Origin of the sequence: Vibrio sp. 10N.247.311.12, from assembly GCF_041467515.1 — a bacterium.
GTDB lineage: Bacteria > Pseudomonadota > Gammaproteobacteria > Enterobacterales > Vibrionaceae > Vibrio > Vibrio crassostreae_C.
Genome location: NZ_JBFSUV010000060.1, coordinates 17,512 through 32,968 on the forward strand (window position 1 = coordinate 17,512; position 15,457 = coordinate 32,968).

Annotated in this window: 13 protein-coding genes; 5 read left to right on the forward strand and 8 right to left on the reverse strand. The window is 45.4% G+C overall.

What is annotated here, in order from left to right; translation table 11 throughout:
- Positions 1-2: 2 nt before the first annotated feature.
- The 8 genes from yacG to nadC form a co-directional block, all read right to left on the reverse strand.
- Positions 3-200, reverse strand: coding sequence for a DNA gyrase inhibitor YacG (gene yacG / locus AB6E30_RS20530; RefSeq protein ID WP_010435916.1), 198 nt, complete (start codon positions 198-200; stop codon positions 3-5).
- An 82-nt stretch (positions 201-282) separates the two neighbouring features.
- Positions 283-1,023, reverse strand: a complete 741-nt coding sequence (gene zapD, locus AB6E30_RS20535) for a cell division protein ZapD (protein ID WP_017063237.1) — start codon at positions 1,021-1,023, stop codon at positions 283-285.
- A 26-nt stretch (positions 1,024-1,049) separates the two neighbouring features.
- Positions 1,050-1,664, reverse strand: coding sequence for a dephospho-CoA kinase (gene coaE / locus AB6E30_RS20540; protein ID WP_372105040.1), 615 nt, complete (start codon positions 1,662-1,664; stop codon positions 1,050-1,052).
- A 2-nt stretch (positions 1,665-1,666) separates the two neighbouring features.
- Positions 1,667-2,536 carry an A24 family peptidase gene (locus tag AB6E30_RS20545; RefSeq protein WP_017058945.1) on the reverse strand — a complete coding sequence of 290 codons (870 nt, stop codon included), beginning with the start codon at positions 2,534-2,536 and terminating at the stop codon, positions 1,667-1,669.
- 65 nt (positions 2,537-2,601) lie between these two features.
- Positions 2,602-3,831, reverse strand: a complete 1,230-nt coding sequence (locus AB6E30_RS20550) for a type II secretion system F family protein (protein ID WP_372105042.1) — start codon at positions 3,829-3,831, stop codon at positions 2,602-2,604.
- A gap of 14 nt (positions 3,832-3,845) precedes the next feature.
- Positions 3,846-5,531: a type IV-A pilus assembly ATPase PilB gene (pilB, locus tag AB6E30_RS20555; RefSeq protein ID WP_372105044.1), complete on the reverse strand. Its 1,686-nt coding sequence runs from the start codon at positions 5,529-5,531 to the stop codon at positions 3,846-3,848.
- Positions 5,532-5,957, reverse strand: coding sequence for a pilin (locus tag AB6E30_RS20560; RefSeq protein WP_372105046.1), 426 nt, complete (start codon positions 5,955-5,957; stop codon positions 5,532-5,534).
- Between the two features lie 253 nt (positions 5,958-6,210).
- Positions 6,211-7,101 (reverse strand): carboxylating nicotinate-nucleotide diphosphorylase, encoded by an 891-nt coding sequence (gene nadC, locus AB6E30_RS20565; protein ID WP_372105048.1) that lies wholly within the window; start codon positions 7,099-7,101, stop codon positions 6,211-6,213.
- Between the two features lie 83 nt (positions 7,102-7,184).
- On the opposite strand from nadC, the gene ampD reads away from it, so the two are divergent.
- The 5 genes from ampD to lpdA all read left to right on the forward strand — a co-directional run bounded on the left by ampD (position 7,185) and on the right by lpdA (position 15,349).
- Positions 7,185-7,784: a 1,6-anhydro-N-acetylmuramyl-L-alanine amidase AmpD gene (ampD, locus tag AB6E30_RS20570; RefSeq protein WP_372100014.1), complete on the forward strand. Its 600-nt coding sequence runs from the start codon at positions 7,185-7,187 to the stop codon at positions 7,782-7,784.
- Between the two features lie 483 nt (positions 7,785-8,267).
- On the forward strand, positions 8,268-9,029 hold the full coding sequence (pdhR, locus tag AB6E30_RS20575; RefSeq protein ID WP_372105050.1) for a pyruvate dehydrogenase complex transcriptional repressor PdhR: 762 nt from the start codon (positions 8,268-8,270) through the stop codon (positions 9,027-9,029).
- A gap of 62 nt (positions 9,030-9,091) precedes the next feature.
- Positions 9,092-11,755, forward strand: coding sequence for a pyruvate dehydrogenase (acetyl-transferring), homodimeric type (aceE, locus tag AB6E30_RS20580; protein ID WP_372105052.1), 2,664 nt, complete (start codon positions 9,092-9,094; stop codon positions 11,753-11,755).
- A gap of 26 nt (positions 11,756-11,781) precedes the next feature.
- Positions 11,782-13,677 (forward strand): pyruvate dehydrogenase complex dihydrolipoyllysine-residue acetyltransferase, encoded by a 1,896-nt coding sequence (aceF, locus tag AB6E30_RS20585; RefSeq protein ID WP_372105054.1) that lies wholly within the window; start codon positions 11,782-11,784, stop codon positions 13,675-13,677.
- 241 nt (positions 13,678-13,918) lie between these two features.
- On the forward strand, positions 13,919-15,349 hold the full coding sequence (gene lpdA, locus AB6E30_RS20590) for a dihydrolipoyl dehydrogenase (RefSeq protein ID WP_102319887.1): 1,431 nt from the start codon (positions 13,919-13,921) through the stop codon (positions 15,347-15,349).
- Positions 15,350-15,457 lie beyond the last annotated feature (108 nt).

The window sequence follows — 15,457 nt, forward strand, 5'->3', positions numbered from 1 at the left end:
GCTTAGTACGGATCTTCCGACCAACCATCGCTATCTGACATATCTGGTGCGCCAGCGATGCTGTTCTCTTCGTCTGCCCATTCACCGAAATCAATCATCTGACATTGCTTGCTGCAAAACGGGCGGTGCGGGCTTTGTTCGCCCCATTCAACGTCAGCATTACATTGAGGGCATTTAACGATGGTGATTTTCTTCGACATAGTGATTCTTAATTTGAAGGTGTAATAATAGTGAGTTTAGGCTCGAGTGAAGACTCAAGCCAAACTAAAAAAAGAAAATTAATTAGGTGCAGATAGCCAATTCAAATTCAATGTCTTGAGTACAGGCTTGCCCTGTTTCAAAGCTCATGAACTTAACAGCAAAGCGGTTCTTGTGACCTGAGATCATCGGGTAGGCACCATATTGCATTGGAATAGATAGACGAAGGATATTCGCTTCATCGGCATCGCTCTGGAAGAAGCCAGCGCGAGCGATTTGCTCTTTAAAGTGACCCGTCTCTCTGGTGAGCTTCAACCACAGTGTTAGCGCTTCATACAGAGGTTGTAAGCTATCCATCCACGCTTTAGCATCTCTCATTCTCTTATCGAGAGGAAGGTGCAGCCAATAATGCAGTGCCGGTAAATCAAAGCAGCATGAGCCACCTGGAAGATTAAAGCGTTGGCGAATGGCACTCAGGAAGCGGTCTTCCTTAAGTGACTGGCCAAAACGCTCTGCCTGCATCAGATCACGATAGATGTTACCAATGTCATTAAGTAGTGATGTCAGCATCTCTTGATCGACACCTTCAACATCCAACCAGCTTTTGTAGGTTACACGTTGCTTCTCAATATCTTTTGCGAGTTCGCTCTTGAGTTGGATCTGTTCGAAGATTTCAATCAGATCAAAGATGGAACGGAAAAAGAGTTGATACTGTTGAGCATCAGAAAATGTAGAAGACAAGTGTAGCTGCCTCAAGAGTGATTCGACTCTTAAGTAGATGCGTGTTTTCTCATTTAGAGGATGTTCAAATTTATGGGTGATCATCGAGCAAACCTTCATTCAACATTGTTCTATTCTGACCCATCTACAGCACTGATTGCCAGATACTTTTGATGTAAATCTGTGATTTGAGGCAAAAGTTCTTGGTTTTTAGTATGGTTTTTAATCACGTCATCTGCAACTGCTAAGCGTTGTTCTCTTGAAGCCTGTGATTTTAAAATTGCGGCAACCTGTTCCTTAGAAACATTGTCACGACTCATTGTGCGTTCTATTTGCACTTCTGTAGGCACATCAACGATTAAAACGCGATCGGCCATGCCTTGCATTTGGTTTTCCACCAATAGCGGTGCAACTAATAAACCATACGGGGATGTGATTTTAGACAGGTCACTGTCAATTTTGTCACGGATCATGGGATGAAGAAGATCATTGAGCCACTGCTTTTCTTTAGGATCTGAGAAGATCAGCTCACGCAGCCTACTTCGGTTGAGTGTTCCATCGTCAAGCAAGATAGACTCACCAAAGTGTTCTGTAATCTGTTTTAAGCCGACACTGCCCAGCGCAACCACTTCACGTGCCACGATATCAGCATCAACAATATCTATATTAAAATGCTCATTGAACAGGTTAGCGACCGTAGTTTTGCCACTGGCGATACCACCGCTTAATCCGATAATGATTGCCATGGTTAAATTCCTAGTACAGAAGTGAAATACCAACCCATGATGTCGTTACCCCACATCAAGCTTACCCAACCCGCAATCGCAAGGTAGGGCCCAAATGGAAAGGCTTTATCTATGCCTTGCTGTTTCAAGCGAAGTTGAATTAAACCAAACACAAGGCCAACAAGCGAAGATAAAAGGATGATCATCGGTAGGTGCTGCCAACCAAGCCATGCGCCAAGCGCAGCCAGGAGTTTGAAGTCACCGTAACCCATGCCTTCTTTGCCTGTCAGTAGTTTGAACAACCAATAAACAGACCACAGAGCCAGGTAGCCAGCCATTGCGCCAACCACAGAATCTTGCAGCGATACTGGGCTGATATTAAACAATGCTAAAGCGATACCGGACCATACTAAAGGCAAGGTGATTTGATCGGGTAACAGCATGGTATCGAGATCGATAAAGGTCGCGGTAATCAGTGCGAAGGTGAAAAAAATCAAAGCAATGGCGTAGTAACTGAAACCAAAGTGGCTAGCAACCATTGTGCAAAGTATTGCGGTAAGCAGTTCGACCAAAGGGTAGCGAGCACTGATTGGATTAGCACAGCTATGGCACTTACCCTTTAAGAACAACCAGCTTAAGACTGGGATATTGTCGACGATTCTTAATTGGGTTTTGCACTTCGGGCAGGTAGAGCGAGGAATGCTGAGATTGAACTTTCCCTCTGGCGCTGGAATTTTATATTGAGAGAAATATTCCGAGCACTCTTGTTGCCATTCGCGTTCCATCATAATCGGTAAACGGTGTATGACTACGTTGAGGAAGCTGCCGATAAGAAGGCTAAAAATGAAAGCTAATACGGGGAATAGCCAAGGATAGTAGTGAAATACTTCCATAGTGTCCTTTACCACTTAATCAAGGTGAGCAGAGATTGCTACTCATGGGTGTTTAGTTGCTTTAACTATCCTAACACACTCATAAGATTAAAGATCGGTAAGTACATCGCAACCACAAGCCCGCCAACGACAGTGCCTAAAAACACGATGATCAGTGGCTCTAGAATCTTGCCCAAATTGTCGACGGTGTTGTCGACTTCAAACTCGTAAATCGAGGCTACTTTATTGAGCATATCATCAAGGTTTCCTGACTCTTCACCGATCATCACCATCTGTAACACCATTTCAGGGAAGGCATTGGTATTGCGCATTGCAATGTACATCGGCATGCCAGCAGCCGTTTCTCGGTGAACCTCAATGATGGCCGATTCATAATGCAGGTTGCCTGCGGTTTTGGCTGTGGTTTTAAGGCTCATTAAAATCGGAATGCCAGAACTAAAGCTGGTCGATAAGGTTCGGCTGAATTTGGCAATGGAGGCTTTGGCTAATACGCCGCCGAGAACAGGAAAGCGTAATCCTAGCCGACTAACAGACAGTTTGATCGAGTGGGAACGCTGACACAGTTGGCAAATAATCAAGACAACAAGCCCGATGCCTACAGCCGTATAAAAACTGTAAGCCTGCATCCAATGGGAAAGGTAGAGTACTTGTTGGGTGAACCAAGGCAGGTCGGCGCCAAAGCCTGAAAACATCGACTCGAACTCTGGAATCACCATGGTCAGCATTAAATAAGAAACGGTCAGTGCAACGGTGACCACCATCGCGGGGTAGATGAGTGCTTTGACGACTTTGGATTTTAACTGCTCGCTCTTTTCTCTATAGGTCGCCAAGCGTTCGAACACTTGTGCGAGGTTACCGGAGAGCTCGCCTGTGGCGACCAAATCAGTATAGAGGTCATCAAAGTGGCGGCTTGCAGTTCGCATCGCTTTTGAGATTGGCGTTCCGGCTTCTACACCTTTGCAAATATGCGATAAAATTGATTTCATTTCAGCTTTGCGGTGATTGTCTGACACCAACTTGATGGCTTGCACGATAGGCACACCAGTGGCGAGCATGGTAGCAAGCTGTCGAGTCAAAATAGTGATGTCTTTGGCTTTGACTCTATGGGTTAAACGAGTGACGGCTGAAATACTTTTCTTTTTGATTTTCTTAATCTGAATATGCTGTTCTTTGAGCTTTTCTCGTACTTCCAATTCGGTGAGCGCTAAGGTCTGCCCAGACACTTTCTTGCCTGAGCTGTTAATTCCTTTCCAGTGATAGCTTTTTAGTTGTGATTGTTTGCTTTTACTACTCATTTTCGCTCCGTGAATTATAGGTATAGAACACGTTGTAGCTCTTGGTAGCTGGTGGTGCCTTCAAGCAGTTTATCTATCCCTGACTCTTGTAAAGTTCTCATGCCTTCTCGACGTGCGAGATCTTCAATCGCTAGCGCATTGGGTTTATTGATAAGGCTGGTTTTTAGCTTGTCGGTAAACGGCATCACTTCATAGATACCCACTCGACCTGAGTAACCTTGGTTACATTCATTACACCCTTGAGAGTTAGCTTTGTAGATTATTTGGCTGTTAGGAATCGAGTGACGCAGAAATATGTCCGGCGAGTCGTCTGTTTCTTTGCAATGGTTGCACAAGCGTCTTGCCAGTCGTTGGGCTATGATTAGGCTCAATGACGAAGCAAGGTTGAAGGGCTCTATTCCCATATGAGCAAGCCGAGTCACGGTTTCTGCGGCTGAGTTAGTGTGTAGTGTTGAAAGTACTAAATGCCCGGTTTGGGAGGCTTTGATCGCGATTTCGGCGGTTTCTAAATCTCGGATTTCTCCAACCATCACGATGTCTGGGTCTTGTCGTAAAAACGATCGTAGTGCCTCGGCGAAACCAAAGCCAATCTTAGGCGTCACCTGTACCTGATTGATACCACACAGGTTAATCTCTACTGGGTCTTCAGCTGTTGAGATGTTGCGTTCAGAGGTGTTGAGTACTCGAAGTCCAGTATAAAGAGAAACCGTTTTACCGCTGCCGGTTGGCCCGGTCATTAAGATCATCCCTTGCGGGCGCTTTAGTGCATTGAGGTAGAGGGCTTTTTGAGCCTCGCTGTAACCGAGCTTGTCTATATCGAGATTGGCCGCACTGCTATCAAGCAATCGCAGTACGATCTTCTCGCCCCATAAGGTAGGCAGCGTTGATACGCGCATATCAATTGCCAGTTCGTCATTTAAACGCAGTTTGATACGGCCATCTTGAGGTAAGCGACGTTCGGCAATATCGAGTTTAGCGAGGATCTTTAAGCGAGCTGACAGACGACGGCTTAAATGAGAGGCGGGTTGTTGGATCTCGACAAGGATGCCATCGCAACGTAGACGTACGCGGTAGTTTTCTTCATAAGGTTCGAAGTGGATGTCCGATGCGCCTTTACGCACCGCATCAACCAGTATCTGATTGATAAAGCGACTCACAGGAGAGTCATCTTGGCTGAGATCTTCTATCGACGTTATTTCGTCGTCAGATACCTTGACGAGGTTAGCTAGCTCATCTTGGGTGATCTCTTTGCGTTTGGAGTATTGCCCGGAAATAGAACGACCATACAATTTTCGTATTGCACCCTCTAATTCAGAGTAGTTTGCGACAACCAATTCAATCTGTAATCCCGTCGCAAATCGAAAGTCATCTTCCGCTTGTAAATCGGTAGGGTCGGCGGAGGCGAGTGTGAGAGTCGAGCTAGAGACTGAAATTGGAATGGCGCGATACTTGGTAATCAGTTCTCGAAGTCCTAATTGGTCACATAAGGCTTCATAGTCAGTATTGACGAGTTGTATTAACGGTAAGCCGAAGATGGTTTTAATGTTGTTTGCTAAGGAATCGCCGCTGAAGAGATCAAGAACGAGTAAAGCTTCAGGTGTTGAAATACCTGAAGCTTGTACATGTTCCGCCACGGATCGTTCTTGAGTCAGGCTAAGTAAGCCAGCCTGACGGAGAACGGTTGGGAGGTTGGTTAGCACTTAACGGCAACCATCTAAATCAGGAACGGCTGTCGATTTAGTACAAGCCCAACCAGTTGTCGCATCACGAGATAATGTTAAAGTAGCACTGTTTAGTGAGCCGCCGTTAAATGTAAATAGAATTGCTGGAGAAACTGTTGATGAACCTACGTTGCTAATGCTTAAAGTACCTAATGTGTTGGAGCCTGATGAAACTCCAAGAGCTGAGATTGCGCTACTAAGAGCTCCCTCAGCTTGAAAGGTAAGTTCTGCTGGTGTTTGCAGTGACTTTAAAGTCGCAAGAGCAGATGATGCCTCACTCTTCGATACGTAATCTTTATAAGCTGGAACTGCGATTGCCGACAACACACCAATAATTGCCACTACAATCATCAATTCAATCAGCGTAAAGCCTTTTTGGTTCGTTCTTTTGTTCTTGTTATTCATTATCTAATTCCATTCTTTAGTTTGTTTCAGTGCAGGCACTGGTTGATGGAAAGAATAGAAGTTGAGGTGGGGTAGTGGAATGGTGTTCAGGTGTGGTCGCGAGTGGTTTGGTATTTATTGGTGTAGTGTTTCATATAGCACGCAAATTTATGCGATCAACTTAAATAACTGCTTGAAATACTGATAATTCAGGCAATAAAAAAGGCACCGCTATAAACAGTGCCTTTACATAAATTATTTATTATTCAGCCAATTACGCTTTGAATCTCATTGATAGATCCATTGCTTTAAGGTGCTTAGTCAGTGCACCTACCGAGATGTAATCAACGCCCGTTTCAGCGAACTCAGCAATGGTGTTTAGAGTCACGTTACCTGAGTTTTCTAGCGCAGCACGTCCAGCGTTGATTTTCACAGCTTCACGCATCATGTCTGTGGTGAAGTTATCTAGCATGATGATGTCTGCGCCAGCGCTGATCGCTTGCTCTAGCTCTTCTAGGCTCTCAGTTTCCACTTCTACAGGCTTACCCGGGTTTAGCTCTTTTGCTGTTGAAATAGCTTTCTCAATACCACCACAAGCGATGATGTGGTTTTCTTTGATTAGGTAAGCATCGAAAACCCCAATACGGTGGTTGAAACCGCCGCCACAAGCGACTGCGTATTTTAGTGCGCTGCGCAGGCCAGGAATCGTTTTACGTGTATCTAACAAGCGGCATTCGGTGTGTTTGATTTTGTCCGCGTAGGTAGCCGTCGTAGTCGCACAACCAGATAGCGTTTGAATGAAATTCATTGCATTGCGCTCACCCGTTAATAGCGCGCGTGCTGGGCCAGTTAGCGTGCAAAGCGTTTGGTTTGGTTCAACCTTGTCGCCATCTTCTACATTCCACTCGATAGTCACTTCACCGCCCAATTGCTTAAACACTTCATCTGCCCAAGCTTTACCGCAGAACATGCCGTGCTCACGGGTAATAATAGTTGCACTGTTGATTGCGTCTGCAGGGATTAGACTTGCCGTAATATCAGCCGCTGGATCTAACGTTCCACCTAGATCTTCTTTGATGGTCTCAGCGACTGCACGAGTGATCTCTAGAGGCAGTTGCTCTTTTAAGTAGTCAAGGCGTTGGTGGCTGTTATGTGTGTTTTTCATCGCAAATCTAATCTTGAAAGGGAGTGGGAATGGAATGATACTCTTGCTTAACTTCAAATTAAAGAGGCTAGCGCGACTGCTCTATGGGCAAGGTCACATCTTATTGTGCTAGCAGAAACGAAAGTGAGACCAAGATGACGATCAGCTCTAACGGATGGTACGACAACGCTCGGCATGTTCCTTCCCCGTATTTTGATGCTCGACCGAGTGCCGACGATATCTCTCTGCTGGTGGTTCACAACATTAGTTTACCTCCGGGTCAATTTGGTGGGCCTTACATAGAACTGTTTTTTACGGGCAAACTCGACCCGAAGGAACACCCGTTTTTTAAGGTGATTCACCAAATGGGCGTGTCGGCGCACTGTTTGATTCGTCGCGATGGGGAAGTGGTGCAGTTCGTTTCTTTCTTAGACCGAGCTTGGCATGCTGGCCAGTCGAGCTTTGCAGGGCGTGAAAGGTGTAATGATTATTCGATTGGTATTGAACTGGAAGGCAGTGACTTTGTGGCTTATAGCGAGCAGCAGTATCAAGCGCTTGCCAAATTAACAGAAACGATAGTATCGACGTTCCCTCAAATCACCAGCGAACGTATCACTGGCCATCAATACATAGCACCCCTGCGTAAAACTGACCCTGGCTTGGTGTTCGATTGGCAAAAATTTAAAAGAAAGCTCCAAGCTTAGGCCTCTGTTTTTGACGATAGCCTTACCGCTGGTGGGCGTTGAATAGTCAACGCCTATCATAATGACTTGTGAATTTTTGTTGTTGCGATGTAAAGAAAGTGGTGAAGAGAAGCGCATCAATAAATTGAGAGTGTGACGAGCTTATCAAACACTCATTTATTAAAATTTATGAACAGAATTTCCACCCTAAATGTGCGCTTGGTTCGGTTTTTAAACAAGTGACGCTAATCTTTCTGAAACAATTCATTTTTATCCTGAAACTTTCTAGCACGAACACTCCCCAAAAGTATTACCCCTGTAAATGGTAAGACCAATTTGGTTGCTGTTTTAAATTTCATTTGTTAAATCATGGTTAATTCACGCTGTATTCTATGATGCAGGTCAATTTTAGGCTGGACAGTGGCGTTTTAATTATGTTAATTTCTGCCCAACTTAAAATTGGTATTACCAATTGTCAGCGAAGAAAAAGAAGAACAACAAACTATGGCTTATCAAAGGATTCGTCAGCCAAAACTCTCCGATGTTATCGAACAAGAGTTAGAAAGGTTGATAGTGGAAGGAACACTGGCTCCAGGGCAGCAGCTGCCGCCTGAGCGCGAACTGGCGAAACAGTTCGATGTGTCTCGTCCTTCAATCCGAGAAGCGATACAACGTTTAGAAGCAAAACGCTTGCTTACTCGCCGTCAAGGTGGAGGTACGTTTGTTAGCGAAAATATCTGGAAAAGCTTTTCAGATCCTTTGCTTAATTTGTTGTCGTCCCATTCTGAAACCCAACTAGACTTGTTGGAATCGCGTCATGCGATGGAAGGGATTTCGGCTTACTTCGCGGCATTGCGTGGAACTGATGAAGACTTTGCTCGAATTCAAGCATGCCAAGAAAAAATTCGCGGTGCGCAAGATAAGGGTGATATTGAAGCCGAATCTGCAGCAGTGATGGCTTTTCTTATTGCTTTAACAGAGGCAGCGCACAATGTGGTGTTATTGCACATTGTTCGTAGCTTGGCTCCGTTACTCGAACAAAATGTCTTAGAAAATTTAAAGCTGTTGCATCGTCGTAAAGACGTTGTGGAGAAAGTGAGTATACATCGAGCTAATATCGTAGATGCGATCGTTTCTGGCCAGCCTGAGAAGGCGCGTGAAATGTCACACTCTCATTTAGCTTACATCGAAGAAACATTGCTGGATTTGACGAAGGAAGAGTCGCGCCGCGAACGTTCTCTACGTCGAATTCAACAGGGTAAATAGCCGTAATACTTCGGCTTTTTACGTGTTTAGTAGAATCCAACTAACAAAAAGGATAGATCGCCATGTCTGACATGAAGCATGACGTTGATGCTCTGGAAACTCAAGATTGGTTAGAAGCTCTTGAGTCAGTAGTACGTGAAGAAGGTGTAGAACGTGCACAGTTTTTACTAGAACAAGTTCTAGATAAAGCGCGTTTAGATGGTGTTGATATGGCTACAGGCATCAACACAAACTACATCAACACAATTCCAGCAGCACAAGAGCCAGCTTACCCTGGTGACGTAACTCTTGAGCGTCGTATTCGTTCGATTATTCGCTGGAACGCAATCATGATCGTATTGCGTGCTTCTAAGAAAGACCTAGACCTTGGTGGTCACATGGCTTCTTACCAGTCAGCAGCAGCGTTCTACGAAGTATGTTTCAACCACTTCTTCCGTGCTCCAAACGAGACAGACGGTGGCGATCTAGTTTACTACCAAGGTCACATCTCTCCAGGTATCTACTCTCGTGCATTCGTTGAAGGTCGTCTAACTGAAGAACAGCTAGATAACTTTCGTCAAGAAGTTGATGGTAAAGGTATCCCTTCTTACCCGCACCCGAAACTGATGCCTGAGTTCTGGCAGTTCCCGACAGTATCTATGGGTCTTGGCCCTATCTCTGCTATCTACCAAGCGCGCTTCCTTAAGTACCTTGACGGCCGTGGCCTGAAAGAAACTTCAGCGCAACGCGTATACGCGTTCCTAGGTGACGGTGAGATGGATGAGCCAGAATCACGTGGTGCTATCTCTTTCGCTGCGCGTGAGAAGCTAGACAACCTATGTTTCCTAATCAACTGTAACCTACAGCGTCTAGACGGCCCTGTAATGGGTAACGGCAGCATCATCCAAGAACTTGAAGGCCTATTCAAAGGTGCAGGTTGGAACGTTGTTAAAGTTATCTGGGGTAGCAACTGGGATTCTCTACTAGCTAAAGACACTACTGGTAAGCTTCTTCAACTAATGAACGAAACTATCGATGGTGACTACCAAACATTCAAATCTAAAGATGGCGCATACGTACGTGAGCACTTCTTTGGTAAGTACCCAGAAACAGCTGCACTAGTTGCAGACATGACTGATGACGAAATCTTCGCTCTTAAGCGTGGTGGTCACGATTCTTCTAAACTGTTTGCTGCATTCAACAATGCTAAAGAGACAAACGGTAAGCCAACTGTAATCCTAGCTAAGACTGTTAAAGGTTACGGCATGGGTGATGCAGCTGAAGGTAAGAACATTGCACACGGTGTTAAGAAAATGGACATGACTCATGTTCAACACCTACGTGATCGCCTAGGCCTACAAGACATCCTTTCAGATGAGAAGATCGCTGAACTTCCTTACCTGAAATTGGAAGAAGGTACGCCTGAGTACGAATACATGCACGCTCGTCGTAACGCTCTACACGGTTACACACCTGCACGTCTTCCTAAGTTTACTCAAGAGTTCAAGGTTCCTGAGCTAGACGCATTCGCACCTCTACTAGGTGAACAGAAGCGTGATATCTCTACAACTATGGCTTATGTACGTACGCTAAACATCCTTCTTAAAGATAAGAACATTGGTAAGAACATCGTTCCTATCATCTGTGATGAAGCTCGTACATTCGGTATGGAAGGTCTATTCCGTCAGGTTGGTATCTACAACCCACACGGTCAAGAATACACACCTGAAGATAAAGGCATCGTTTCTTACTACAAAGAAGCAACATCTGGTCAAGTTCTTCAAGAAGGTATCAACGAGCTAGGTTCTATGGCTTCATGGGTTGCAGCGGCAACTTCATACAGCACGAACGACCTACCAATGATCCCGTTCTACATCTACTACTCTATGTTCGGTTTCCAACGTATTGGTGACATGGCATGGCTAGCAGGTGACCAACAAGCTCGCGGCTTCCTACTAGGTGCTACAGCTGGTCGTACAACACTGAACGGTGAAGGTCTACAGCACGAAGATGGTCACTCGCACATCCAAGCGAACACTATCCCGAACTGTATCTCTTACGATCCAACATTCGCTTACGAGCTAGCAGTAATCATGCAAGACGGTATCCGTCGCATGTACGGTCCTGAGCAAGAAAACGTTTACTACTACTTAACAGTAATGAACGAGAACTACGCAATGCCAGCAATGCCAGAAGGCGCTGAAGAAGGCATCCGTAAAGGTATTTACAAGCTTGAATCTCACGCTGGTGCTAAGGGCAAAGTTCAACTAATGAGCTCTGGTACTATTATGAACGAAGCGCGTAAAGCGGCTGCAATTCTAAGTGAAGAGTACGGCGTAGCATCTGACGTATTCTCTGTAACGTCGTTCAACGAACTAACTCGTGATGGTCAAGCGGTAGAGCGTGACAACATGCTTCACCCAGAAGCGGAAGAAAAAGTACCGTACATCACAACTGTTCTTGGTAAAGAACCTGCAATCGCAGTGACTGACTACATGAAGAACTACGCTGAGCAAGTACGTGCGTACATGCCAACTGAGTCTTATAAAGTACTTGGTACAGATGGTTTCGGCCGTTCTGACAGCCGTGAAAACCTACGTCGTCACTTCGAAGTTAACGCTGGCTACATCGTAGTTGCAGCTCTAACTGAACTGGCTAAACGTGGTGACATCGAGAAATCTGTAGTTGTTGAAGCAATTGCTAAATTCGATATCGACACTGAAAAAACTAACCCGCAATACGCATAAGACTGGCATTAAGGTAGGTAAATACAATGACAATCGAAATTAATGTACCAGACATCGGTGCTGACGAGGTTGAAGTAACTGAGATTCTTGTAAACGTTGGCGACAAGGTTGAAGAAGAGCAGTCACTGATCACTGTTGAAGGCGACAAAGCTTCAATGGAAGTTCCTGCGTCTCAAGCGGGTATCGTTAAAGAAATTAAAGTAGCTGAAGGCGATTCTGTTTCTACTGGTTCTCTTATCATGATTTTCGAAGCCGAGGGTGCAGCTGAAGCTGCACCTGCTCCAGCAGCAGAGGCAGCTCCAGTAGCTGCGCCTGCAGCGGCAGCGGCAGCAGCGGCAGAGCTTAAAGAAGTTCACGTTCCTGATATTGGCGGTGATGAAGTTGAAGTAACTGAAATCATGGTAGCTATCGGTGACGCAGTAGAAGAAGAGCAATCTCTTCTTACTGTTGAAGGTGACAAGGCTTCAATGGAAGTACCTGCACCATTCGCTGGTATCGTTAAAGAAATCAAGATCGCTTCTGGTGATTCAGTATCTACTGGTTCTCTAGTGATGGTATTTGAAGTGGCAGGTTCTGGCGCTCCAGTTGCAGCAGCTCCTGCTCCAGCGGCGGCACCAGTTGCAGCGGCTCCAGCAGCATCTGCTGAGAAAGAAGTGAACGTTCCTGATATCGGTGGTGACGAAGTAGAAGTTACTGAAATCATGGTAGCGGTTGGCGATACAGTAGAAGAAGAGCAATCTCTAATTACTGTTGAAGGCGACAAAGCTTCAATGGAAGTGCCTGCACCATTCGCTGGTACAGTAAAAGAGATCAAGATTGCAGCTGGTGACAAAGTGTCAACTGGCTCTCTAATCATGACTTTCGTTGTGGAAGGCGCAGCTCCAGTAGCAGTAGTGGCTTCCGCTCCAGCACAAGCAGCAGCTCCGGCGGCGGCACCTGCTCCTAAAGCAGAAGCACCTGCAGCAGCTGGCGACTTCCAAGAGAACGGTGACTACGCGCACGCTTCTCCAGTAGTTCGTCGTCTAGCTCGTGAATTTGGCGTTAACCTTTCTAAGGTTAAAGGTACTGGTCGTAAGAGCCGTATCCTTAAAGAAGACGTTCAGTCTTACGTTAAAGATGCACTTAAGCGTCTTGAGTCTGGTGCAGCTGCATCTGGCAAAGGCGGCGACGGTTCTGCTCTTGGTCTACTACCATGGCCAAAAGTTGACTTCAGCAAGTTCGGCGAAACTGAAGTTCAGAAGCTTTCTAAGATTAAGAAGATCTCTGGTGCTAACCTGCACCGTAACTGGGTAATGATCCCTCACGTTACACAATGGGACAACGCAGACATCACTGAGCTAGAAGCATTCCGTAAAGAACAGAACGCAATCGAAGCGAAGAAAGACACTGGCATGAAGATCACTCCACTTGTGTTCATCATGAAAGCTGTTGCTAAAGCGCTAGAAGCATTCCCAGCATTTAACTCTTCTCTTTCTGAAGATGGCGAAAGCATCATTCTTAAGAAGTACGTAAACGTGGGTATCGCTGTTGATACACCAAACGGTCTAGTTGTTCCTGTCTTCAAAGACGTGAACAAGAAAGGCATTTACGAGCTATCTGAAGAGCTAATGGCTGTTTCTAAGAAAGCACGTTCTGGTAAGCTAACAGCGGCAGACATGCAAGGCGGTTGTTTCACAATCTCTAGCCTTGGTGGTATTGGCGGTACTGCATTTACTCCAATCGTAAATGCTCCAGAAGTAGGTATCCTAGGTGTATCTAAGTCTGAAATTAAGCCAGTTTGGAATGGTAAAGAGTTCCAACCACGTCTTCAGCTTCCACTATCTCTATCATACGACCACCGTGTGATCGATGGTGCTGAAGGTGCACGCTTCATTACTTTCCTAAACAGCGCACTATCTGACATTCGTCGTCTAGTACTGTAATTGAGAAAGTAATTATTAAGGTGGCTTTCGGGTCACCTTAATTCTTTATATAAAGACTATTTTTAGAGAACAGTTCCCGCTTTTCTCATAAAGCGAAAGGGAAGTGTTGTCTAGCTCACAGGCTAACTTAAAGCTACTTTCACACTGTTAACATCTCTGTAAAATGTTTCCTGTTTGAAAGCCCAATAATTTTAAGAACATCTACTCAGCCTGTTAGGGATAATGACTACAAGAGGTCACAATGAGCAAAGAAATTAAAGCCCAAGTTGTTGTACTTGGTTCAGGTCCTGCTGGTTACTCAGCGGCATTCCGTTGTGCGGATTTAGGTCTAGAAACAGTACTAGTTGAACGTTACAGCACTCTTGGTGGTGTATGTCTAAACGTTGGTTGTATTCCATCAAAAGCACTTCTTCACGTTTCTAAAGTAATCGAAGAAGCTAAAGCGATGGCAGAGCACGGCGTTGTATTCGGCGAGCCACAAACGGACATCAACAAGATCCGTATCTGGAAAGAAAAAGTAGTTGATCAACTAACTGGCGGCCTTGGCGGTATGGCTAAGATGCGTAACGTTACTGTTGTTAACGGTTTCGGTAAGTTCACTGGTCCTAACAGCATTCTTGTTGAAGGCGAAGGCGAAGCAACAACTGTTAACTTCGATAACGCAATCATTGCTGCGGGTTCTCGCCCAATCAAACTTCCTTTCATTCCACATGAAGACCCACGTATTTGGGATTCTACGGATGCACTTGAGCTGAAAGAAGTTCCTGAAAAACTGCTTATCATGGGCGGTGGTATCATCGGTCTTGAAATGGGTACGGTTTACCACTCTCTAGGTTCTAAAGTAGACGTAGTTGAGATGTTCGACCAAGTTATCCCTGCTGCGGATAAAGACATCGTTAAAGTCTTCACTAAGCGTATCAAGAACAAGTTCAAGCTAATGCTTGAGACTAAAGTAACTGCAGTTGAAGCGAAAGAAGACGGTATCTACGTTTCAATGGAAGGCAAGAAAGCACCAGCTGAAGCTGAGCGCTACGATGCTGTTCTTGTTGCTATCGGTCGTGTTCCAAACGGTGCACTTATCGATGCTGAAAAAGCAGGTATCGAAGTTGACGAGCGTGGCTTCATCAACGTTGATAAGCAAATGCGTACAAACGTTCCTCACATCCACGCGATCGGTGACGTTGTTGGTCAACCAATGCTTGCTCACAAAGGTGTGCATGAAGGTCACGTAGCTGCTGAAGTTATCTCTGGTAAGAAGCACTACTTCGACCCTAAAGTAATCCCATCAATTGCGTACACTGAGCCGGAAGTTGCTTGGGTAGGTAAGACTGAGAAAGAAGCGAAAGCGGAAGGCCTAAACTACGAAGTGGCGACTTTCCCTTGGGCTGCTTCTGGTCGTGCAATCGCTTCTGACTGTGCAGATGGTATGACTAAGATGATCTTCGATAAAGATACTCATCGCGTAATCGGTGGTGCTGTTGTTGGTACTAACGGTGGTGAGCTTCTTGGTGAAATCGGCCTAGCAATCGAAATGGGTTGTGACGCAGAAGATATCGCTCTTACTATCCACGCTCACCCAACTCTACACGAGTCTGTTGGTCTAGCTGCGGAAGTATTCGAAGGTTCAATCACTGACCTTCCAAACAAAAAAGCAGTGAAAAAGAAGAAGTAATTCTTTCTTAGTCACTCGCTAATGTTTTTAAAAGCCGCTGATTTGTCAGCGGCTTTTTTATGGTGCGCCGAGCATGGCGTTGATCTAGGAGGTGAAAGTCCTCTACGG

What these genes read in the sequence shown, in the direction of transcription:
- AB6E30_RS20550 (WP_372105042.1), bottom strand. Translation starts at nt 3,831, where the DNA reads ATGAGTAGTAAAAGCAAACAATCACAACTAAAAAGCTATCACTGGAAA.
- pdhR (WP_372105050.1), top strand. Translation starts at nt 8,268, where the DNA reads ATGGCTTATCAAAGGATTCGTCAGCCAAAACTCTCCGATGTTATCGAA.
- nadC (WP_372105048.1), bottom strand. Translation starts at nt 7,101, where the DNA reads ATGAAAAACACACATAACAGCCACCAACGCCTTGACTACTTAAAAGAG.
- yacG (WP_010435916.1), bottom strand. Translation starts at nt 200, where the DNA reads ATGTCGAAGAAAATCACCATCGTTAAATGCCCTCAATGTAATGCTGAC.
- AB6E30_RS20560 (WP_372105046.1), bottom strand. Translation starts at nt 5,957, where the DNA reads ATGAATAACAAGAACAAAAGAACGAACCAAAAAGGCTTTACGCTGATT.
- ampD (WP_372100014.1), top strand. Translation starts at nt 7,185, where the DNA reads ATGGGCAAGGTCACATCTTATTGTGCTAGCAGAAACGAAAGTGAGACC.
- lpdA (WP_102319887.1), top strand. Translation starts at nt 13,919, where the DNA reads ATGAGCAAAGAAATTAAAGCCCAAGTTGTTGTACTTGGTTCAGGTCCT.
- aceE (WP_372105052.1), top strand. Translation starts at nt 9,092, where the DNA reads ATGTCTGACATGAAGCATGACGTTGATGCTCTGGAAACTCAAGATTGG.
- coaE (WP_372105040.1), bottom strand. Translation starts at nt 1,664, where the DNA reads ATGGCAATCATTATCGGATTAAGCGGTGGTATCGCCAGTGGCAAAACT.
- aceF (WP_372105054.1), top strand. Translation starts at nt 11,782, where the DNA reads ATGACAATCGAAATTAATGTACCAGACATCGGTGCTGACGAGGTTGAA.
- zapD (WP_017063237.1), bottom strand. Translation starts at nt 1,023, where the DNA reads ATGATCACCCATAAATTTGAACATCCTCTAAATGAGAAAACACGCATC.
- AB6E30_RS20545 (WP_017058945.1), bottom strand. Translation starts at nt 2,536, where the DNA reads ATGGAAGTATTTCACTACTATCCTTGGCTATTCCCCGTATTAGCTTTC.